Here is a 20,798-nt window from a genome sequence, read left to right as displayed (position 1 = left end):
TCTCGGGAGCGCCATCGCCTCGACCCGTTTCGGAAGAAACGGCGAGCTCCGTGTCGGGGTCGCTGCCTTTCCTGGGAGCGTGGGCATCCTGCCCGCGCCCGGCCCGAAGGGACGGAGGGGTTCCCTGGCACGTCTTCGCCATCGCCGAGGTAACGTCGTTCGAGCCGGGAAACCCTGCGGGACGATAGCCCCGTCCCGCGCGCCGCCAAGATGGCCGCGCTCCCAGCAGGGGCAAAACCTCCACGCCTCCGGCGAAACGCGTTCCCAGCAGGGGCAAAACCTCCACGCCTCAGCGAAACGCGTTCCCAGCAGGGGCAAAAAGCCTGTCCGCAGAGGGTTTTCTCGGGAGCGCCATCGCCTCGACCCGTTTCGGAAGGAACGGCAAGTTCCGTTTCGTGGCAGTGGGTTTCCTGGGGGCGTCCCGGTCTCGGCTTGCTTCGGAAGAAACGGCAAGTTCCGTTTCGTGGCAGTGGGTTTCCTGGGGGCGTCCCGGTCTCGGCTTGCTTCGGAAGAAACGGCAAGTTCCGTTTCGTGGCAGTGGCTTTTCCTGGGAGCGTGGGCATCCTGCCCGCGCCCGCCCCGAAGGGACGGAGGGGTTCCCGGCACGTCTTCGCCATCGCCGAGGTAACGTCGTTCAAGCCGGGAAACCCTGCGGGACGATAGCCCCGTCCCGCGCGCCGCCAAGATGGCCGCGTTCCCAGCAGGGGCAAAAAGCCTGTCCGCAGAGGGTTTTCTCGGGAGCGCCATCGCCTCGACCCGTTTCGGAAGGAACGGCAAGTTCCGTTTCGTGGCAGTGGGTTTCCTGGGGGCGTCCCGGTCTCGGCTTGCTTCGGAAGAAACGGCAAGTTCCGTTTCGTGGCAGTGGCTTTTCCTGGGAGCGTGGGCATCCTGCCCGCGCCCGGCCCGAAGGGACGGAGGGGTTCCCGGCACGTCTTCGCCATCGCCGAGGTAACGTCGTTCAAGCCGGGAAACCCTGCGGGACGATAGCCCCGTCCCGCGCGCCGCCAAGATGGCCGCGCTCCCAGGAGGGGCAAACCCCGCCGCCTCCGGCGAAACGCGTTCCCAGCAGGGGCAAAACCTCCACGCCTCAGCGAAACGCGTTCCCAGCAGGGGCAAAAAGCCTGTCCGCAGAGGGTTTCCTGGGAACGTCACCGTCTCGACCTGTTTCGGAAGGAATGGCAAGTCTCGTTTCGTGGCAGTGGGTTTTCCTGGGAGCGTGGGCATCCTGCCCGCGCCCGCCCCGAAGGGACGGAGGGGTTCCCGGCACGTCTTCGCCATCGCCGAGGTAACGTCGTTCAAGCCGGGAAACCCTGCGGGACGATAGCCCCGTCCCGCGCGCCGCCAAGATGGCCGCGCTCCCAGCAAGGGCAAAACCCGCCGCATCGGGCGAAACGCGCCTCCGACAGGGGCAAGACGCCGCCGCAGCGGAGTCCGGAACCCCAGCGAGGAGCCCCGCGTCGCCACATCGGGCCGCGCTCCCGGGAGGGGCAAACCCCGCCGCATCGGGCGAAACGCGTTCCCAGCAAGGGCAAAACTCGCCGCCCCCAGCGAGCCGCGCTCCCGGGGGGGGGCTGCTCCCGGGAAGGGAATTTCTTCCGTCTCTTTCGTGTCTCTTGCCTTTTCGGGAATGGGCCAGTTAATCGACGAGATGCCAGATGCCCGGCTCGGGCAGACTCCGATACCATCGGGTCAGGTCCTCGGCCGCCATGGGACGGGCGATCAGGTAGCCCTGCAAAAGATCGACATCCCGGCTGACGAGGAAATCGTGTTTTCGCTAACCTAAAAGGGTCCCACCCGAGAGGTAATCGATCCTGAAAAAGGTGACCACCCCGTACCCGTTCCCTTATCATCCTGCGAAAGGAACGGCGATTCCGCTTCGCGGGGAGGACGAGAGGAGATGCACGGGATGGTCGACAAAGAATATATCCGCAAACAGCACTTCAGGGAAGGCTGGTCCATCAGGAAGATCACCAGGCAGACGGGAATATGCCGGAAGACGGTCCGCAGAATGCTGAGGGACTCGGAGATCCCCGCTTACAGGCTGAAAGCTCCCCGTCCCAGACCGGTGACGGGTCCCTACCTGGAGATCATCCGGACCTGGCTCCGGGAGGATCGAAACGCCCCCGGGAAACAGCGCCATACCGCCAAGCGCGTCTACGACCGTTTGGTGGCGGAGCACGGTTTCAGTGGGAGCGAGTCCAACATCCGCAAGGTCGTGTCGGACCTGAAGAGCGAGATCACCCCGGAGAAGGGGTTCGTTCCCCTGACGGCATATCCGGGCGAGCAGGCCCAGGTGGACTGGGGCGAGGCTCTGGTCCGCATCGGAGGGGAGGAACGGAGGATTTACCTTTTCTGCATGCGCCTTCGCCACAGCGGTGCTCCCTTCGTGTACGCCTTTCCCGACGACGGGCTGGAGGCCTTCATGGCGGGACATCGACGTGCCTTCGAGTCCTTCGGCGGGGTACCCAGGGAATGCGTCTACGACAACCTCAAGTCGGCGGTGACCAAGGTCCTCCCGGGGCCGAACCGGGAAGAGAACCGGCACTTTTCGGCCCTCCGGGGCCATTACCTCTTCGACAGTTCTTTCTGCAACGTCCGAAGCGGCAACGAGAAGGGTTCCGTGGAGAACCTGGTGGGCTATGTGCGGAGGAACGCCCTGGTTCCCGTGCCGGACCTGGCGACACTGGACGATCTCAATTCCGTCCTGGCCGACTGGTGCGGGAGGGAACGGCAGAGGCGCGCAGCCTCTTTCGAAGAAGAAGCCCTACGGCTTATGCCTCTTCCGGAGATACCTCATCCCTGTGCCCTCACCACCGTGTCGGTGGTGAGCCGGACCTCCCTGGTCCGGTTCGAGGGCAACGTCTACTCGGTCCCGGTAGGGCACGAGAAAGAGGCCGTCGACCTCTCCGTCACCTGGGACCGTGTCCGTGTCTCCAGCCGAGGAAAGGTTCTGGCGAATCATCGCCGCCTCTCCGGGAAGGGTAAGGCCTCCATGGAACTTGTCCACTACCTGCCGCTGCTGCGGGCGAAACCCGGGGCCGTCCGAAATGCGGCAGTCGTGCGGGATCTGGAGGAGCCCTGGCAGAAGGCCCGGACGCTCCTGTGCGCCCATTCGGGTTACAGGGAACTCTGTGCCATCCTCCAGCTCCACCGGGACCATTCCCACGAGGCCCTGACGCAAGCCCTCGAAGAGGCCCTGGCCCTGAAGAGGGTTACGGCGGAGACGGTTCGCCAGCTGCTTCTCAACAAAACGCCTTCGGCCAGTCTCACTGTCGCCGTTCCGGACTCCCTCGCGGAACTGCCCCTTCCCGCCCCCGATCCGGGACGCTACGACGCTCTGCTCAAAGAAGAGGTGGCCTGATGAACGCGGAGATCCGGGACATGGCCGTCGAACGCCTCTGCCGGGACCTCAGGCTTCCCGGTGTCCTGAGCTATTACCGGCATGGCGGTGCCGACATGGCCCCCGGGGACTACCTCCGCGAGAGCCTGGAGGCTGAAAGCGCCTCCCGCCGGGAGAAACGGCTCAGGAACCTTCTGAAATCGGCCAGACTCCCCTACGCCCGGTCCCTCTCGGATTACGACTTCCTCCGGCTTCCCTCCCTCCCGAAGGACAAGCTTCTCTCCCTCGCCGACGGAGGCTTCGTCGGACGGGGGGAAAACCTGGTCCTCCTGGGCAGCTCGGGCACAGGCAAGACCCACATCGCCATCGGCCTCGCGGCGTGCTGCGTCGCGGCGGGATGTTCGGTCCGCTTCACCACCGCCCTGACCCTGGCCCAGGAACTGCTCCTCGCCCAGGACGAACACCGGCTTCCCAAGCTCCTCAAAAGCTACGACCGGTACGACCTGGTGATCGTCGACGAACTGGGCTACCTGGGACTGGGTCCCGGCGGAGCACCTCTCTTCCAATTCTTCGCGGATCGGTACGAACGGAAGAGCGTCTGCATCACCACGAACCTGGAGTTCAGCCGCTGGCCTGAAGTCTTCGGCGACGCCACCCTGACCGAGGCGCTCCTGGACCGCCTGACCCATCACGCTCACATCTTCGTCTTCAAGGGGGAATCCTATCGATTCGCTCAGCGCAGCACCAAAGAACTGAACGCCTGACGGCAGTAGGGGTGGGCTCCTTTTACAGGATCATGATGGGTACCTTTTCGATTGACGAAAACAAATCGAGGGCGTCGCGGTTTTCCACGCCCTCCGCCACGGCCCGGATTCCCAGCCGTCGGGCCAGTCCCTGGGCCATTCCGACGATGCTGGCCGCCGTTTTGTCCTTCGGCAGGTCGAAGACGAAACTCTGATCGATTTTGACGACCGATACGGGCAGCTCATGCAGGTAGGCGAGGGACGAATAGCCTGTGCCGAAGTCGTCGATGGCGATGCGGATCTCCGCTTCGGCCAGTCGTTTCAGTTCTCCGATGCAGTGTTTGATGTCGGAGAGGAAGTTGCCCTCGGTGATTTCGAGCACGAGACGGCGGCCGGGAACCCGGTGTTTGTCGAGGAGGGCCAGCACGCTGTCGGTGAAGTCGGGATCGGCGAGGTTCTTCGCCGAGATGTTGACCGCCACGGTCAGATCGATGCCGGATTCGTGCCAGAGGGCCGCCTGGGCCAGGCTGGAGTCGAGGACGAAGTGAGTCAGTTGGTGGATGAGGGTGCTCTTCTCGGCCCTGGGGATGAATTTCCCCGGGGGGATGTCTCCCCTTTGCGGATGGTGCCAGCGGATCAGAGCCTCCACGAGCTCGACGCGACCGTCCCGGGTCGAGACGAGAGGCTGGTAGTGCACGTGCAGCTGTCCTGCCTTAAGGGCCTCTTTCAGTTCTCCCAGGAGGCAGATGGTGTCCTCGATCTGCCTCTCGTCGCAGGTGATCAGATCCTGGTTTTCCTGGCGGGCTCTGAGCAGGGCGGATTCGGCGAGCTGCAGGCAGGTATCGGCCGAGGTGCATCGATTTTCCACGGAGACGACGGCGATCCTGATGTCGCAGTGAAGCGGTATGTCTCTGAAGAAAAACGGCTGCAGGTAGAGACGGGTCAGCTTTTGCAATTCGGCATCCAGCTCTTCCCTGCCTCTTCCGCTGAAAAGGAGACTCAGTTCCTGGATGTCGGTGCGGTAGACCTGTTTCAGTCCTGAAAGGGCCTGGCGACTCCTGTCGGCGAGTTGCCTGATGACGGCGTGGGTTACCTGAGGGCCGAAGACCCCCTTCAGTTCGGAGATGTTTTCCACCGACAGGAGAGCCAGGGCTGGAGATGTTTCCTTCGCGCTCAACCGTTTCAGATCGTCGCCGAGAGCCGATAGGTTGGGCAGCCCCGTCGCTTCGTCATGGTGGGCGACCCAGTGGAAGCGTTGAACATGACGGCCGACACCGTCGCTCACGAGCCCCGCAAATGCGCCGTAGAGAGCGAAGATGGCGGTCCGGTAGATCCAGTTCAGTGGGTGCTGCATCTCGCCCGTCAGGAGATCGAGGGGCATAAACGGCCCGAGGGCGATTCCTCCGAGGAGGCCGGACAGAGTTCCTCCTCGGACGCCGAAGAGCAGGCCGGAGAGCAGGATCGGCAGGTACATGGAGTGAGAGAAAACGTACTTGATCCCACCGGTGAAATAGACGAGAAGGCTTACCCCGGCTATCAGCCCCGAGAGGACCGGTACCATGAGCCACCGGAGTTTTCTGTTGCCGCCTTCGATCCAGGAGAAAAAGCCGATTGTCGAGAAAAGCATGGTCAATCCTCCAGCTGAAGTTTCATTTATTTTAAATGAAGTTCCGTTCGGCTTTCCCTTGGAGAGCGGCTACCGTGCCGTGTCAGATCTGCGCGGCGCGGGTTGTCTCGGGAGCGTGGCGACCCTGCCGGGTGCGAGAAGCGCTGGAGATGGTATGCCGTTACCCTCTCGGGCGGCGACGGTTTTCCTGGGAGCGTCCCCGTCTTGATGTGCTTCGGAAGAAACGGCAAGTTCCGTTTCGTGGCAGTGGGTTTCCTGGGAACGTCACCGTCTCGACCTGTTTCGGAAGGAACGGCAAGTTCCGTTTCGTGGCAGTGGCTTTCCTGGGGGCGTCCCGGTCTCGGCTCGCTTCGGAAGGAACGGCAAGTTCCGTTTCGTGGCAGTGGCTTTTCCTGGGAGCGTGGGCATCCTGCCCGCGCCCGGCCCGAAGGGACGGAGGGGTTCCCTGGCACGTCTTCGCCATCGCCGAGGTAACGTCGTTCAAGCCGGGAAACCCTGCGGGACGATAGCCCCGTCCCGCGCGCCGCCAAGATGGCCGCGCTCCCAGCAAGGGCAAAAACCCCGCCGCATCGGGCGAGCCGCGCTTCCGACAGGGGCAGGATGTCGCCGCAGCGGGGTCCGGAATCCCAGCGAGGAGCCCCACGTCGCCACATCGGGCCGCGCTCCCAGGAGGGGCAAAACCCGCCGCCTCCGGCGAAACGCGCTTCCGGCAAGGGCAAAAGCCTGGCGCCGCAGCCGAGTCCGTCTACTCCCGTAACAGGCACTCCGTCGTCGAGCGCGCGCTTTCCGTCAAGCAACCCTCCGTTCTCAGCGGGGTTTTCCTGGGAGCGTCCCCGTCTCGGCTCGCTTCGGAAGAAACGGCAAGTTCCGTTTCGTGGCAGTGGCTTTTCCTGGGAGCGTGGGCATCCTGCCCGCGCCCGGCCCGAAGGGACGGAGGGGTTCCCTGGCACGTCTTCGCCATCGCCGAGGTAACGTCGTTCAAGCCGGGAAACCCTGCGGGACGATAGCCCCGTCCCGCGCGCCGCCAAGATGGCCGCGCTCCCAGCAAGGGCAAAAACCCCGCCGCATCGGGCGAGCCGCGCTTCCGACAGGGGCAGGATGTCGCCGCAGCGGGGTCCGGAATCCCAGCGAGGAGCCCCACGTCGCCACATCGGGCCGCGCTCCCAGGAGGGGCAAAACCCGCCGCCTCCGGCGAAACGCGCTTCCAGCAGGGGCACGTCTTTCGCCATCGCCGAGGTAACGTCGTTCAAGCCGGGAAACCCTGCGGGACGATAGCCCCGTCCCGCGCGCCGCCAAGATGGCCGCGCTCCCAGGAGGGGCAAACCCCGCCGCCCCAAGCTGACGGGGGCTTTGCGCCGTCAGCTCACTTTTCGCTTGCCGACGGGTTCGTCGGAGACGATGAGGCCGTCGCGGACGGTGACGATCCGGCGGGCGTAGAGGGCCATGTCGGGTTCGTGGGTGACGAGGATGACGGTGATGCCTTTTTCGTCGTTCAGGTTCTGGAAGAGGGCCATGATTTCCTCGCTTGTCGCCGAATCGAGGTTGCCCGTCGGTTCGTCGGCCAGGATGAGGGGAGCGCCGTTGACGAGTCCCCGGGCAATGGCGACGCGCTGCTGCTGCCCTCCCGAGAGCTGGTGGGGCTGGTGGCGTTCCCGTCCTTCGAGGCCGACGAGGCGCAGGGCCTCACCGGCGCGGCTGTGGCGCTCCTTCGCGGGGATGCCTCCGTAGAGCATGGGAAGTTCGACGTTTTCCAGGGCCGAGGTGCGGGCCAGGAGGTTGAAGCCCTGAAAGACAAAGCCGATGCGGCCGTTGCGGATCCGGGCCAGTTCGTCGCCTGAGAGGTGGGCCACGTTGCGGTCGGAGAGGATGTACTCGCCGCTGGTGGGCGTGTCGAGGCAGCCCAGGATGTTCATAAGCGTCGATTTGCCCGACCCCGAGGCACCCATGATGGCGATGAATTCCCCCTTGTCGATCCGGAGGGTGACGCCTCGAAGGGCATGGACGGGGACTTCGCCGAGGAGGTAGGTCTTTCGGATGTCGCGCAGTTCGATGAGGGGCATGATCAGAAGGGCATTCGCGGCCTGGCCGAGTCGCCGTTGCTCTGGCCGATGACGGCCGTGACGACTTCGAGCCCCTCTTCGATGTCGCCCGAGACTTCGATGAAGCTGCCGTCGCTTAGGCCCGTCCTGACGGAGATGGGGCGGAGGTCGGTCGTCCACAGGCGGGCGCCGCCTTGGGCTGTGCCGTTTCCGTTCCCCTTGCCCTGCCCTTTTCCCTGTCCTCCGCCCTGCCCCTTTTTCCCCTCGGCCGGTTCGGGAGGGGAGAAGCGCAGGGCCGCAGCCGAGACTTTGAGGACGTCCCGCGCCGTGGCCACTTCGATTTCGACGTTGGCCGTCATGCCCGGCTTGAGTTTCATGTCGGGGTTGTCGACGTGGATGATGGTGCTGTAGGTGACGACGTTTTCCGTCGTCGACGGTTCGAGGCGGATCTGATGGACGTGGCCGTGAAAGGTGCTTTCGGGGTAGGTGTCGACGGAGAAGGCGACGGACATCCCCTCGGCGAGGTAGCCGATGTCGGCCTCGTCGACGTCGGCCTCGACCTGCATCTTGGTCAGGTCCTCGGCGATGGTGAAGAGCGTCGGTGTCTGGTAGCTGGCGGCGACGGTCTGGCCGGCGCTGATGCTCTTGCCGACGACGATGCCGTCGACGGGGGAGACGATGCGGGTGTAGCCCAGGTTGGTCTCGGCCCGGCGCAGCGCCGCCTCGGCCTGGGCCACGGAGGCCCGGGCCGAGAGGAGGCGGGCCTTCGTCGTGGCGACGGTCGTCTCGGCCGAGTCGACGTCGGCGGCGGCGATGAAGTCCTTTTCGTAGAGGGTCTTGCGGCGCTCGTAGGTCCTCCTGGCATCGTCGACGTTGGCCTGGGCCTCGGCGACGGAGGCTCGGGCGGCGGCGACGTCGGCGGCGGCCTTGGCCCTTTCGGCCTCGAAAAGGGTGCTGTCGATGAGGGCGAGGAGCTGCCCTTTGGCGACGGAGGCGTTGTAGTCGACGTAGAGCTCGCTGATCGTTCCCGAGACCTGGGTGCCGACTTCGACGGTGTTGACGGCCTGGAGTTTGCCCGTGGCCGAGACGGTCTGAACGATGTCGCCGCGGCCGACGACGGCGGTGAGGTAGCGGGGAGCGGGCTCGGGCCTGTTGCGGTAGTGGAGGAAGCCGCCCCCGGCGGCTCCGAGCAGGAGAAGCAGAACGAGGATCTTTTTCATCGTCTATCGAGCCTCCTCGGCGGTGACGGATGAGCCCGTGGCCCGTTCCAGATCGGCCAGGGCGAGATGGTAGTCGAAGAGGGCGTCGTTGCGGTTTTTCCGGGCCCGGGTGAAGGCCTCGGCGGCCTGGCTGACCTCGAGGGAGCTGCCCACTCCGACGCCGTAGCGGCCCTGGGCCAGGTCGAGGTTTTCCTGGGCCTGGTCCAGGTTCAGTTCCGTCGTGGCCAGGTTTTCCTCGGCCTCCCGAAGGGCGAGGAGGGCCTGGCGGACTTCGTGGATCACCGTCTGTCGCAGCGAGGCCTCCTGAGCCCGAACCTTGTCGAGGGCGGCCCTGGCCTCGGCCGTGCGGGCCGAGGCGAGTCCCCCGTCGGCCAGGGGGACGGAGAGGCGCAGGCTCATCTGCCACTGCCCGTCGTCGCCGTCGGACCAGCCGTAGCCTCCGGAGGTGGAGAGTTGGGCGCTCCGTTCCCGGGCGGCGTAGGCCACGTTCAGCTCGGCCGCGCGAAGAGCCTTGGCCTTCGCGCCGAGATCGGGACGGAGGGAGAGGGCCCGTTCGAGGATCTCTCTCTCGTCGAGAGGGGGAGGGGAGGTCGTTTCGGGCTCGACGACGGAGAAGAGGGGAGGCAGGTCGGTCCCCAAGGTCTTCCCCAGGGCCGACCGGGAGAGGGCCAGGGCCGAGGCGGCCTTCGTCGTGTCGAGTCGGGCCTGGCCCAGATCGACTCTGGCCGCCGTGACGTCCGATTTGGGAGCGACTCCCGCCTCGTAGGCGGCCTGGGCCTGGCGGAGCTGCTTTTCGTTGAGTTCCCGCGTCTCTTCGGCGGCGTCGAGATTCCACAGGGCCTTCAGAACGTCGTAATAGGCGGCCTTGACGTCGTAAATCAGCTGCTGCCGCCGGCGGACGACGCCGTCCCTGGTCTCGTCGCGGTCGAGCAGGGCCGATCGAAGGGCCAGCTCGCTTCGCCCTCCGTCGCTGACGAGCTGGCTTACGGCCAGTTCCGCCGAGGTGTTGTCGCTTCCCTCGCTCTGCTTGTGCGTCGACGAGAGGGAGAGGGAGGGCCGGAGAGGGGCCCTCTTCTGGTCGACGACGGCCTCCGCCCCGCGGAGAGAGGCCTCTTCGGCGGCCAGGTCGGGGTTGGCGGAGAGGGCGATTTCAAGGCATCGATCCAGGGTCAGAATGCCGTCGGGAAGATCGGCCCGAGCGGGCGGAACGGGGAGGGCCGTTACGAAAAGAAGCGAGAGGAAAAGGATCATCGACGCGGCGGACCGGCGCATGGAGGGACTCCTTGTCTTTAAGGATTTTGGCGTGCTTTCGGCAATCATTTTACCTGACGGGGCTCTCCCGTCATACCGGTACAATGGCCTGATTCGCCCCTGCGGCCCGGAAGGGATCTTCCGAGAGGGGATTCGATCGGAGGGTCCCGTTCTGACGGGCTTCGTCGGGGCCGTCGATTCGGGAGGCGCGCCAGATCCCTCGTCGGTGCGGGGCCGGGGCGGTTTCGTCCTCCCCTTTCCGCGGCCGGGCCGAGGGGATCTCTACCCTTCTTCGCCTGCGGATTCGGAGGAGGGCTCGAGAGCCACCCCTCGCCGAGGGGAGGGGGCCCCTTCCGAACGGGTGCGGGGCCCGTCGTCGGCGGGAAAGGGTCCCGTTCCTCTTGCCGGCCCCGTGTCGCGGAGGAAGGCCGCCGGCGTTGTTCCCACGATTCTCCGGAACCAGCGCGTCAGATGGCTCTGGTCGGCGAAACCCACTTCGGCGGCGACCTGGACGGGAGCCGTTCCGGCCAGGAGCTTCCTCTGGGCCTCCCTGATCCGGAGCTGGATCTGGTAGGCGTGAGGGGGCAGTCCCGTTTCCCTTCGGAAGGCGCGGAGAAGGTGCCAGGGGCTCGCCGAGACGAGCGACGCCAGCTCCTCGAGGGAGACGTTGCGGTCCATGTTCTCCTCCAGGAAGGAGCGGACCCGTCCGACCGAGGGAAGGGGCGACGGCCGCTCGCCGGTTCTTTCTCCGTGGCGCCGCAGAAGGTGGCAGGCGAAGAGCGTCCAGGCCGTCGAGGCCGAAAGCCCGTCGAGCCCGCCCGTCCGGAGGCTTTCGTGGAAGCCGCGGAAGAACCGGGCCAGCTCGGCGTCGGCCAGAACGCCGGGGGCGATGAAGGGAGGGCCTTCCCCCTCGCGGAGGCCTGTCGTCACCCTCAGCATCTCGGCCACGTCGACATAGGCCATGCGGTAGCGCCACCCCTCACCGGAGGCGCCGCGGCCGTCGTGGATCTCGCCGGGAACGGCGAGGTTCACCGTCCCCGGCGTGGCCACGAAGTCCCGGCCCCGATAGCGGAAGCCGAGGGCCCCCTCTTCGACGACGCCGAAGGCGTAGGTCTCGTGGCTGTGGCGGGAGAAGACGACGTCGCGACAGGAGCCGTCCATGAAAAGAATCCCCGGCAGGAGAGGGGATCGCCAGAAGCGCATGCGGTTCGCCGTCTTTCGGGGCTCGCGTTTTTTTCCCATCATCGCCTCCGGAGGGCAATTCCCTTCAAGAAAGGGCGGGGCCGTCGGGCTATGGTGAGTTCCGGGCCGGGACGCAAGGTCTCGGACTTCTCGCGAAAAGGAGCGGATTCGATCATGATCGCAGTCACCGACGCATGGAAAGAGGCCTTTCCCGAGACCTCCTTCGGATTTCTGGTCATGGAGGGGATCGGCAACGCCTCTCCTTCGGGGGAGATCGAAAGGATGACGGCCGAGAGGACCGAGGAGGTCCGGCGGCGCCATAAGGGGAAGACGCGGAAGGACATCGCCAAAGAGGCGCCCTTCGCCGCCTACGAGGGGTATTTCCGTCGCTTCGGCCAGGGCTATCCCGTGCTCCACCAGGTGGAGACGGTGGCCCTCAAGGGCAGGCCCATCGCCTCTCCGTCGCCCCTCGTGGCGATCCTCTTCATGACCGAGCTGAGCAGCGGCCTTCTTTCGGCCGGTCACGACCTGGAAAACGTGACGGTTCCCCTCATCCTCGACGTGGCCCTAGGCACGGAGGTCTACCGGGCCATGGGAGGCCGGGAGCGGCAACTGCAGCGGGGGGACATGTTCCTCTCCGACGGGAAAGGCATTCTCTCCAGCGTCCTCTACGGTCCCGACGGCGAGAGTTTCATCCGCCCCGAGACGTCGAGGGCCCTTTTCACGGTCTACGGCGCGCCGGGCCTCGCGGCCGAGGCGATCGCCGCCCATCTCATGGCCATCCGGTCCGCCGTCGCCCTCCTCGATCCCGGAGCCGGGACGACGGCCATGGCCGTCGTCCCCTGAGGACCTCGAGAATTATTTTACCCTACCGGGCCTGGGGAAACCGATCGGCGGAGCGTCGTCCCTTCGCCTCGGGCCTTCCGTTTCCCCCCCCGGATCGGCTCCCTTCGGTCGGGGGGCTCCGTCTGAGACGCGGATCGGATATCCCTGAAACCGCCTCGACGGCAGGGGCGAACCTCCTGCTTCTGCCGTGGCCGCAGGCAGAAGCAGGGCTTCCCCCTCTCCTCCGGCAGAAGGAGAGCCGTGCGGCACACGGATGTCCCCGAGACGATTTTGTAGTAGAATACATTTCAAATGAAGAGGATAAAAAGGGGAGGAAGGCGAGGGCCTGTCGGGGCCCTTTCAGTCGGGAGGTGGAGACCGTGAGGGGAAGAGCTCGTGTCGTCCTTCTGCTGTCGTGGGTCTTGTTTGCCCTGGCCTGGGAAACTCCGGCCGGTGCCGTTTCGTTCAGCACACAGGGAGCGGACGGGACCGCCGTGGCGCCCGCCCCCGTCGTGGGCGGATCTTCGACGGGCGCTTCGGCGTCGAGGGCGAAGCGTGCTCCTACGGTGCTTCCCGTGCCCGGAGAAAGTCGGGCACGGCTGGCCGAGTCCATCGAGCTGGTCCAGGCGACGGGTTTTCAGGCTCGTCTGGCCATGATGAAGCTGGAAAAGACCGAGACCGCACCCGCACCGGGCATCGAGATCAGGGCCCGTCTCGAACAGGCCTACAAGTCTTTCGAGGCCCTGGAGAAGGCGGCCAAGACGCTCGACGACAGAGTCAACCTGACGCGGCTGGCCCTCGAGGGGCGATTCGGACCTCACCAGCGCCTCGCCGCCCTCGTCGACCTCTTCTCCGTCCTCCCCGCCGAGGCCTTCGACAGCCCCGAAGAGGCCATGGTGAGGAACGCGATCCAGCAGGAGCTGGACAAGATCGCCGGAGGCGCCCGCCTGACCTACGAACAGGCCATGAGCACCCTCTCCAACGGAGCCAAGGCCGTCAAGGATTTCGCCGGCAAGGCGAAGGACGCCGTCAAGAGCGGATTCGACAAGGTCGTCGGCACACTGACGACGCCCGTCGCCTACGTGCATACCAAAGTCAGCCAGGCCGTCGGCTGGGAGAACTGGGCGAAGATCATGGCCGTCACCAAGTGCGGCGCCGTCCTGACCGTCGGGACTCTGGGGCTGGTCGTGGCCGTGACGGCCATGCCCGCCACGGCCGTGGCCGCCCCCCTCGCGGCCGTCGGCGTCTGGACGATCGGCAACGTGGGGGCCGGCCTCTCTCTCGTCAGCGACCTGAACGAGATCGAGGGACGGTCGGCGCCGGGCGTCGGCGAGACCTCCTACGCCATCAGCAAGGGGACGGCCGTCATCGGCCTGATCCAGGGGGGAAGTCCCGGGGAGATCTTCGTCAACGTCGTCGGCGGGACGATGGATGACATGACGGTGGGGCGTCCCCTGACGGAGTCGGAGCTCGAGAGTTTCATCGCCGAGAACAGGGAGCTCTTCGGCAAATACGGCGCGGGCGTCGACTACACGGCGCCCGACGCCAAGGATCCCTACGGCGGCGGAGGGGGAGGAAGCGGCGGCGGCTGCAGCGACGGCTGCCACTGATCGATCGGGCATAACGAAGGGGAGGCCCTCAGGGCCTCCCCTTCGTTATGCCCTCGCCCCGTCGTCGACGACCTCCGGCGGGGCCTCGCCGATGTCGGAACGGGGTGCCTCTTCCGCTCTCGGGGGCGGCGGGAAAGGGCCCTCCTCTCATGGATTGGAGGACACCGTCGAGCCGGGCCCCGGTCGGCGGGCGGAAATTCAGGACGGAAACTCCATCGGCCCGGTCGGGGATGTCCGAAAGACAGAGGACGTCGCCTCGAACCCGCACCGGCGAGGCGATTCGAAGGGCCCCGGGCCCGACGGGCGTTGTCCTGACGAGCCTGCCGATCGGGGAGCCGCGAAGGGGCTTGCGGTTAAGCGGGTCTTCGGAGATGATTGATGCGTCGTACGGCAGACACCGCAGAAGGAGGCAGGCGATGACGGAAAACAGACGCAACGGAACCTCTTCGGGCGGACACTCCTTCGGTACCTTCGGAGGTGTCTTCACCCCCACGACGCTGACCATTCTGGGCGTCATCATGTTTCTCCGTTTCGGCCAGGTCGTCGGCCAGGCCGGGACCCTCAACGCCCTCCTGATCGTTCTGGGGGCCAAATCGATCACCCTCCTCACCTCCTTTTCCGTGGCGGCCATCGCCACCAACACCCAGGTCAAGGGAGGAGGGGCCTACTTCCTCATCAGCCGGACTCTGGGCGTCGAGTACGGCGGCGTCATCGCCATCTTCCTCTACATCGCCCAGGCCACGTCGGTGGCCCTCTACGTCATCGGCTTCACAGAGGCTTTCGTCGGCACCTTTCCCGTCACTCTCTCCTTCCGCCTCATCGCCACCGTCGTCAACGTCGCCGTCTTCCTCTGCGTCTACATCGGAGCGGGGTGGACCATCAAGGTCCAGTACGGCATTCTGGCCGTTCTGGTCCTCTCCGTCCTCTCTTTCCTCGCCGGAGCCCTGCCCCAGAGCTCGATCGAAACCTTCAGGGCCAATCTTCACAGCGCCTACCTTCCGGGCCAGTCCTTTTTCACCATGTTCGCCCTCTTCTTTCCCGCCGTGACGGGGATTATGGCCGGCGTCAACATGTCGGGCGATCTCCGCGACCCGGGAAAATCCATCCCCGACGGAACCTTCGCCGCCGTCCTCTTCACGGGCGCCATCTACCTTTCCATGGCCCTTTTTCTGGGCGCCTCCCGTCCCCAGGAGGCCCTCATCCATCAGGGACTGATCGTCCGCGAGATCGCCTGGTCCCCTCTTCTCATCACGGCCGGCGTCTTCGCCGCCACCCTCTCGTCGGCCCTGGGAAGCATGATGGGCGCGCCGCGGGTTCTTCAGGCCTTCGCCGCCGACGACGTCTTTTCCCGTCTCCGCCCCTTCGCCAAGGGGAGCGGCCCGGCCCGCGAACCCCGCCGGGCGACGATCGTCACCTTCCTCATCGCCCAGACGGCCATCGTCCTGGGCGACCTCGACGCCGTGGCGCCCATCATCACCATGTTCTTCATGGTCACCTACGGAACGCTCAACCTGGCCTGCTTCCTCGAGGGGATCACGCGCAACCCCAGCTTCCGCCCCCGCTTCCGCTGGCACCACTGGGCCCTCTCTCTTCTGGGCGCCTTGCTCTGCCTGGCCGTCATGTTTCTCATAAACGTCCTCTGGGCGGCTGTGGCGATCCTCATCATGGTCGCCGTCTACGGCCTCATCGGCCGGGCCGAGGTGCTGGCCGCCTGGGGCGATCTCTCCAGCGGCCTGGCCTTCCAGAGGGCCCGATGGGCCCTGCTCCGCCTGGAGAAGGAGCGGTACCATCCCAAGAACTGGCGTCCATCGATCCTGGCCCTCAGCGGCGGCGCCTGGAGCCGCAACCACCTGGCCGAATACGCCTGCTGGCTCTCGGCGGGACGTGGCGTCGTCTCCCTTGCCCAGATCCTCTTCGGCGACGTCGAAGAGTTCGTCGTCCGCCGCAACGAGGCCGAGAGACTCCTTCGCCGCCACATCCAGGAGGAGGGGCGGGCCGCCTTTCCGGCCGTCGTCGTCGAGGAAGATCTGGGCAAGGGGATCAAGACCCTTCTTCAATGTCACGGCATCGGCGGCGTCCGGCCCAACACGATCCTCATGGGATGGAGCGAGGACCCCCGGCGGGTCGGCCTTTTCGGAAGAACCCTCCGTCTCTGCCGCGCCATGGGGCGGAGCGTCGTCGTCGTCCGTTACGACCGCAGGGTGGAACGCAACGACGAAGAGGCCCCCAAGGGCAGCCTCAACATCTGGTGGCGCGAACCCCACAACGGGGCTCTCATGCTCCTTCTGGCCCATCTGATGAAGCAGAACCGCATCTGGCGGAACCATCCTCTGCGCATCCTCTGTCCCGTGCCTCCCCGTGCCGACAGGGAGAATCTGACGGCGGAGATGACGGACCGTCTCGCCCTGGCCCGCATCGATGCCGAGATCGTCGTCCTCCCCACCGATGACCCCCTCTCGGCCCTCCGTGCGGAGGTGGTCCGCGAGCCTTTTGCCGCCCTTTTCGTCGGATTCGAGCCCCCGGAAGAGGGCCATGAGGAGGCCTTCATCGACCGATACCGCCCCGTCACCGAGTTGCCGGGCGACGTGATCCTCGTCTCCAGCTCGGGTGACGTGGCCCTCGAGGCCTGACGGGGGGCGGGAGGGCGAAGAGGAAAAGGGCAAGAAGGGGCGCCTCCTTCGTGGAGGCGCCCCTTCTTGCCCTCACGCCTCGACGGTGAAGCGCCTTCCCGCCCCCAGGGGGGTGAAGGCGTCGCCGAAGGCCCCGTAGAGGGCCGCCTGTGCCCGGAAACCCGTGCAGTGCCCCGCCGCCACGAGGTCGGGCGAGAGGGCCCGGAGGGCCGAGACGGTTCTGGCGATGCGCTCGTCGTCGGATTCGACGAGATGGAAGCCGCCGAACAGGGCGGCGACCTTCTCCTCTCCCGTCAGATTCAGCCCGCGATGGACGATGTTGACGATCCCCGCATGGCTGCACCCGGTGACGACGACGAGGCCCCGCCCCTCGACGGAGGCGAAGAGAGCCAGGTCGTCGGCGACGGGATCACTGAGGAGGCGCCCCGCCTCGTCGACGGTGTAGAGATCGATGCCGGGCGATTCGAAGTCGGTCCTGCGGGGCACTTCGCCGCTCGTCGTGAGCCCCGCCATGATCGGCAGGGGATCGGCGGCGAGGATGAGCCGGGCCCCTGCGGCACGGAGGCGTTCGGCCCCGTCCTCGAAGGGGACGCCGACGTGCTGGAGGAAGGGCTCGACGACGAAATGGGGCCGGAAGAGGGAAGGATGGGCGACGACGGGCAGGTCTCCCTTCCCGATGGCCTCGACGATCCGGCTCAGCCCCTTCGTGTGGTCGTAGTGGCAGTGGGTGATGACGACGGCATCGGTCTTTTCGAGGGGAATGGCCAGTTCCCTCACGTTGTGGAGGAGGGCGTCGGAATTCTGCCCCACGTCGACGAGGAGGCGGCGGGTCGAGCCCTCCCGCTCCGCCTCGATCCAGAGGGAGATCCCGTGCTGTCCCAGCAGGGGGCTCTCGTAGGGGACGCTGTCCTCGGCGAGGATCGTTACAGTCAATCTGTCCAGCATGTCGGGCACCTCCAGAAAGGCCTGTCTTCTTCCATCCTAGCCCCTCGAAGGGCAGAAGGGGAAGGCCCCTGTCGAGCTTTTTCGAGGAAGGAGCGGCGCCCAGTGCCTGACGGACGGTCTTCGAGACCGGTGCCGTCCGGGAAAGCCCCGCCTTCGACGGCCTTGCCGGTGAGGGGGCTCCCGTGCCGATTCTCCGTAAAAAGGATTTTCCCTTTTCGAGGCTCGACTCGGGATCTGCTTCGATGGCTGACGGCGCCCGGTTGCGAAAAAAACTTCTGAAAGGGGCCTTTTCCCGAAAGCGGAGAAAAAGCCCCTGGGAAGAATCCGGAGGGGCGGGGCCGGCGGGAAAAACCCATCGATCCGGCAGGTCGCTCCCGCCGGAGGGCCGGCCTCGATGAGGCTCTTCAAGGCTCAGGGCTCCCGGCGGGAAGTCTCCGAGCCGGGGTTTTGCTCAGCGGGCCCGGCGCCGCCCCTCGGCGTCGGCGCCCTTGAGGGCCGCGAAGACGCTGCGGGGCGTGACGGGGACCGATTCGTTGTGGATCGTCTCCCCCTCGGCGCAGCTCGCCTCGGCGACGGCCAGGAGCTCCTCGTCGGAGACGTCGGCCAGGCCGATCTGGCCCAGCGTCGTCGGCAGGCCCACGGACTCGCAGAAATCGAAGACCTCGTCGATGACGTCGACGGGCTTGTCCGTCAGGAAGAGAGAGGCCAGGGTGCCGAAGGCCACCTTCTCTCCGTGGTAGAAGGCATGGGTCCTTTCGAGGACGGTCAGGCCGTTGTGTATGGAATGGGAGGTGGCCAGGCCGCCGCTTTCGAAGCCCAGCCCGCTCAGCAGCGTGTTGGCCTCGACGATCCGCTCCAGCGAGGGCGTGACGATGCGGGCCTCGCAGGCCGTGCGGGCCGCCAGGCCGTCTTCGAGAAGCGTGTCGTAGCAGAGGCGGGCCAGGGCGTAGGCCGACAGGGAGCCCACGTTGCCCGTCATGTTCGATGCGTAGGCTTTCCTGCACGACTCGGCCTCGAACCAGGTGGCCAGGGCGTCTCCCATGCCGGAGACGAGAAGGCGGACGGGAGCCCGGGCGACGATCTCCGTGTCGACGAGGACCAGATCGGGGTTGCGGGGCAGGACGAGATAGCGCTTGAACGCGCCCTCCTCGGTGTAGATGACGGAGAGGGCGCTGCAGGGGGCGTCGGTTCCGGCGATGGTGGGGACGACGGCGACGGGGAGGCGGGCCTCGTAGGCGACGGCCTTGGCCGTGTCGAGGACCTTGCCGCCGCCGAGGCCGACGATGAACTGGGCCTTGGAATGGAGGGCCAGGCCGAGCAGGCGGGCGATCTCCTCGTCGGAACATTCGCCTCGGTAGGTCTCGACGGTCACGTCGACGGCCTTTCTCATGAAAGGCTCGTAGTCGGGGAGAGCTTTCCTGAAAACGGTGGGACCGCAGATGACGAGTCCCCTCGCGCCCAGCCGGCTCAGATCGGAGCCGATCTGCCTGCGGGCGCCTTCGCCCTGGACGTAACGCCCGGGAAAAAGAGTGGTGCTGATCATGGCGTTCACTTCCTCTCTTCGGCAAGGGATGCTCCCGTGAGATGGAGTCCCTTTCATCAAAGGCCAGCGGAACGGGAGGCGCAAGAGAGGGGCTTTCGATATTTTGTCCTTCGGATAACGAAGTCTCCCTTCCATTCGGACGGAAGGGAGACTTCGTTATCCGAAGACCGGAGGGGCCGCAGGAACGGGGAAAGGCGTGGCCCCGGGGGTTTCCGGCCCGGCCGCTAGAAAGAGGCGTCGCGATGGACGGTCCTGCCTCCCACGACGGTCATGAGGGCCTTGATATCCCGGATCCTTTCGGGGGCGATGGAGAAGATGTCCTCGCTGAGAAGGGTGAAGTCGGCCAGGTAGCCCTCGCGGATGCGTCCCTTCCTGTGCTCCATGAACTCGCAGTAGGCGCTGCCCGCCGTGTAGGCGTCGAGGGCCGTGCAGACGTCGACGCGTTCCTGGGGATGGAAGCCCCCTTGAGGGTGGCCCGACCGGTCCTGGCGGGTGACGGCCTCGCAGATGTTCGGGAAGGGGTTGAGGTCTTCGACGGGGGCGTCGGTGCCGTAGCCGATGGGCGCTCCGAGGGCGTCGAGGCTGGCGAAGGCGTAGGAGGTGCGGGCCAGCTCTCCGCCGCACCGGTCCTCGACGATGTGCATGTCGTAGTCGAGAAAGATGGGCTGAAAGAAGACGACGACGCCCAGTCGGGCGATCCTCTCCAGAAGGGCCCAATCGGTGATCTGGCAGTGGACCAGGCCGTGACGGAGGTCCTTTCTCCCCTCTTGCATGATTTTTTCGTAGATGTCGAGGGTCTTTTCGATGGCCCTGTCGCCGATGACGTGGGTGATCACCTGGAGGCCGCACTGGGCGGCCTTGCGGCAGAGGGTCTCCTGAAGGCTGTCGCTCAGGGCCTCGACGCCGAAATTGCCCGGATCGTCCCGGTAGGCCTGCCGCATCAGGGCCGTCCGGGCCCCCAGACTGCCGTCCTTGAAGAGCTTGAGAGGGCCGAAGGTGAGCATGTCGCCTCCGTAGGCGGGAAGACTGCGCTCGGTGGCGACGAGTCGTTCTATTTCCTCGGCCGTCTGGCAGGTGACCTGATGGCGGAAGCGGATCTTGGCCCGTCCCTCCTCGTAGAGTCTGCGGATGGAGATGAAGTCGCCGCAGGCATTGGGCGCCCCCACGTCGTTGGACTGAAGGGAGGTCAGGCCGCAGGAGGCGGCATAGTCCATGGCCTTTTCGAAAAGCTCCATCCGGCTCTCCATGGGAAGGGGGGGAACGGTCCCCTCGACCCAGGCCACGGCGTTTTCCGTGAAGATGCCCCGAGGCCTGCCCGAACGGTCCCGCTCGATCGTTCCGCCCTCGGGAGAGGCCGTCTTTTCGTCGATTCCCAGGATTTCGAGAACTTTGGAATTGGTGGCGCAGATATGGCCGCAGACCCTTTCGAGGACGATGGGGATCTCCGTCGAGATGCGGTCCAGATCGTCCCTGTCGGGCAGACGCCTGTCTTTCTCGAAAAGGTCCTGATTCCAGCCCATGCTCCGCATGCCCTCTCGGCTCCTCTCGGGGTGGCGGGCCATGTGGTCACGGCAGAGGGAGACGATCTCGTCGATACTCGTCGCCCTCGTCAGATCGACCTCCATCAGGGAGGCGCCGAAACAGGAAAGGTGAAGGTGGGAATCGTTCAGGCCGGGAACGAGGGTCTTGCCGCGACAGTCGACGACGGGGCTCGTGCCGGCAAGGGCTCCGATCTCCTCGTCCGATCCCGTCTTGACGATCACCCCGTCCTCGACGAGAAGGGCCTGGCAGAAAGAGCCCCTTTCCAGATAGATCTTGCCGTTGATCCAGGCCTGTCTCATCG

13 protein-coding genes are annotated in these 20,798 nt (G+C 65.9%); 5 read left to right on the top strand and 8 right to left on the bottom strand.

The window, feature by feature from the left end:
• Positions 1 to 1,906: 1,906 nt before the first annotated feature.
• Together istA and istB are read left to right on the top strand one after the other, a co-directional pair.
• Positions 1,907 to 3,361 (top strand): IS21 family transposase, encoded by a 1,455-nt coding sequence (istA, locus tag KAR29_RS11100; RefSeq protein ID WP_274373057.1) that lies wholly within the window; start codon positions 1,907 to 1,909, stop codon positions 3,359 to 3,361.
• Positions 3,361 to 4,104, top strand: coding sequence for an IS21-like element helper ATPase IstB (gene istB / locus KAR29_RS11095; protein ID WP_274373056.1), 744 nt, complete (start codon positions 3,361 to 3,363; stop codon positions 4,102 to 4,104). Before istA ends, istB begins: the two co-directional genes overlap by 1 nt.
• Positions 4,105 to 4,126: 22 nt before the next feature.
• Here istB and KAR29_RS11090 read toward each other — a convergent pair whose 3' ends face one another.
• The 5 genes from KAR29_RS11090 to KAR29_RS11070 form a co-directional block, all read right to left on the bottom strand.
• Positions 4,127 to 5,710, bottom strand: coding sequence for a putative bifunctional diguanylate cyclase/phosphodiesterase (locus tag KAR29_RS11090; RefSeq protein WP_274373055.1), 1,584 nt, complete (start codon positions 5,708 to 5,710; stop codon positions 4,127 to 4,129).
• Between the two features lie 1,358 nt (positions 5,711 to 7,068).
• On the bottom strand, positions 7,069 to 7,770 hold the full coding sequence (locus KAR29_RS11085; RefSeq protein ID WP_274373054.1) for an ABC transporter ATP-binding protein: 702 nt from the start codon (positions 7,768 to 7,770) through the stop codon (positions 7,069 to 7,071).
• Positions 7,771 to 7,772: 2 nt separating this feature from the next.
• Entirely contained in the window at positions 7,773 to 8,969 is a 1,197-nt protein-coding gene (locus KAR29_RS11080) for an efflux RND transporter periplasmic adaptor subunit (RefSeq protein WP_274373053.1), read from the bottom strand.
• Positions 8,970 to 8,972: 3 nt separating this feature from the next.
• Positions 8,973 to 10,241, bottom strand: coding sequence for a TolC family protein (locus tag KAR29_RS11075; RefSeq protein ID WP_274373052.1), 1,269 nt, complete (start codon positions 10,239 to 10,241; stop codon positions 8,973 to 8,975).
• 261 nt (positions 10,242 to 10,502) lie between these two features.
• Positions 10,503 to 11,462: a helix-turn-helix domain-containing protein gene (locus KAR29_RS11070; RefSeq protein WP_274373051.1), complete on the bottom strand. Its 960-nt coding sequence runs from the start codon at positions 11,460 to 11,462 to the stop codon at positions 10,503 to 10,505.
• A 114-nt stretch (positions 11,463 to 11,576) separates the two neighbouring features.
• Here KAR29_RS11070 and KAR29_RS11065 point away from each other — a divergent pair, with 114 nt between their 5' ends.
• The 3 genes from KAR29_RS11065 to KAR29_RS11055 all read left to right on the top strand — a co-directional run bounded on the left by KAR29_RS11065 (position 11,577) and on the right by KAR29_RS11055 (position 16,467).
• Entirely contained in the window at positions 11,577 to 12,248 is a 672-nt protein-coding gene (locus KAR29_RS11065) for a hypothetical protein (protein ID WP_274373050.1), read from the top strand.
• Positions 12,249 to 12,793: 545 nt separating this feature from the next.
• Positions 12,794 to 13,837 carry a hypothetical protein gene (locus tag KAR29_RS11060; RefSeq protein ID WP_274373049.1) on the top strand — a complete coding sequence of 348 codons (1,044 nt, stop codon included), beginning with the start codon at positions 12,794 to 12,796 and terminating at the stop codon, positions 13,835 to 13,837.
• A gap of 416 nt (positions 13,838 to 14,253) precedes the next feature.
• Entirely contained in the window at positions 14,254 to 16,467 is a 2,214-nt protein-coding gene (locus KAR29_RS11055; protein WP_274373048.1) for an APC family permease, read from the top strand.
• Between the two features lie 72 nt (positions 16,468 to 16,539).
• On the opposite strand, the gene KAR29_RS11050 is transcribed toward KAR29_RS11055, so the two are convergent.
• The 3 genes from KAR29_RS11050 to KAR29_RS11040 form a co-directional block, all read right to left on the bottom strand.
• Complete coding sequence (locus tag KAR29_RS11050) at positions 16,540 to 17,412, bottom strand: MBL fold metallo-hydrolase (protein WP_274373047.1); 873 nt, start codon at positions 17,410 to 17,412, stop codon at positions 16,540 to 16,542.
• A 451-nt stretch (positions 17,413 to 17,863) separates the two neighbouring features.
• A complete protein-coding gene (locus tag KAR29_RS11045; RefSeq protein WP_274373046.1) occupies positions 17,864 to 18,955 on the bottom strand; it encodes a glycerol dehydrogenase in 1,092 nt (363 codons plus the stop codon).
• A 224-nt stretch (positions 18,956 to 19,179) separates the two neighbouring features.
• The gene (locus KAR29_RS11040) at positions 19,180 to 20,796 is read right to left on the bottom strand and encodes an amidohydrolase (RefSeq protein ID WP_274373045.1); all 1,617 of its coding nucleotides are present in this window, start codon (positions 20,794 to 20,796) and stop codon (positions 19,180 to 19,182) included.
• Positions 20,797 to 20,798 lie beyond the last annotated feature (2 nt).

The organism is Aminithiophilus ramosus, from assembly GCF_018069705.1.
GTDB classification, from domain to species: domain Bacteria; phylum Synergistota; class Synergistia; order Synergistales; family Aminithiophilaceae; genus Aminithiophilus; species Aminithiophilus ramosus.
The sequence above is the reverse complement of the archived record's forward strand: the minus strand, read 5'-3'. Positions and strand labels throughout refer to the sequence as shown.

What these genes read in the sequence shown, in the direction of transcription:
- istA (WP_274373057.1), top strand. Translation starts at nt 1,907, where the DNA reads ATGGTCGACAAAGAATATATCCGCAAACAGCACTTCAGGGAAGGCTGG.
- istB (WP_274373056.1), top strand. Translation starts at nt 3,361, where the DNA reads ATGAACGCGGAGATCCGGGACATGGCCGTCGAACGCCTCTGCCGGGAC.
- KAR29_RS11090 (WP_274373055.1), bottom strand. Translation starts at nt 5,710, where the DNA reads ATGCTTTTCTCGACAATCGGCTTTTTCTCCTGGATCGAAGGCGGCAAC.
- KAR29_RS11085 (WP_274373054.1), bottom strand. Translation starts at nt 7,770, where the DNA reads ATGCCCCTCATCGAACTGCGCGACATCCGAAAGACCTACCTCCTCGGC.
- KAR29_RS11080 (WP_274373053.1), bottom strand. Translation starts at nt 8,969, where the DNA reads ATGAAAAAGATCCTCGTTCTGCTTCTCCTGCTCGGAGCCGCCGGGGGC.
- KAR29_RS11075 (WP_274373052.1), bottom strand. Translation starts at nt 10,241, where the DNA reads ATGCGCCGGTCCGCCGCGTCGATGATCCTTTTCCTCTCGCTTCTTTTC.
- KAR29_RS11070 (WP_274373051.1), bottom strand. Translation starts at nt 11,462, where the DNA reads ATGGGAAAAAAACGCGAGCCCCGAAAGACGGCGAACCGCATGCGCTTC.
- KAR29_RS11065 (WP_274373050.1), top strand. Translation starts at nt 11,577, where the DNA reads ATGATCGCAGTCACCGACGCATGGAAAGAGGCCTTTCCCGAGACCTCC.
- KAR29_RS11055 (WP_274373048.1), top strand. Translation starts at nt 14,254, where the DNA reads ATGACGGAAAACAGACGCAACGGAACCTCTTCGGGCGGACACTCCTTC.
- KAR29_RS11050 (WP_274373047.1), bottom strand. Translation starts at nt 17,412, where the DNA reads ATGCTGGACAGATTGACTGTAACGATCCTCGCCGAGGACAGCGTCCCC.
- KAR29_RS11045 (WP_274373046.1), bottom strand. Translation starts at nt 18,955, where the DNA reads ATGATCAGCACCACTCTTTTTCCCGGGCGTTACGTCCAGGGCGAAGGC.
- KAR29_RS11040 (WP_274373045.1), bottom strand. Translation starts at nt 20,796, where the DNA reads ATGAGACAGGCCTGGATCAACGGCAAGATCTATCTGGAAAGGGGCTCT.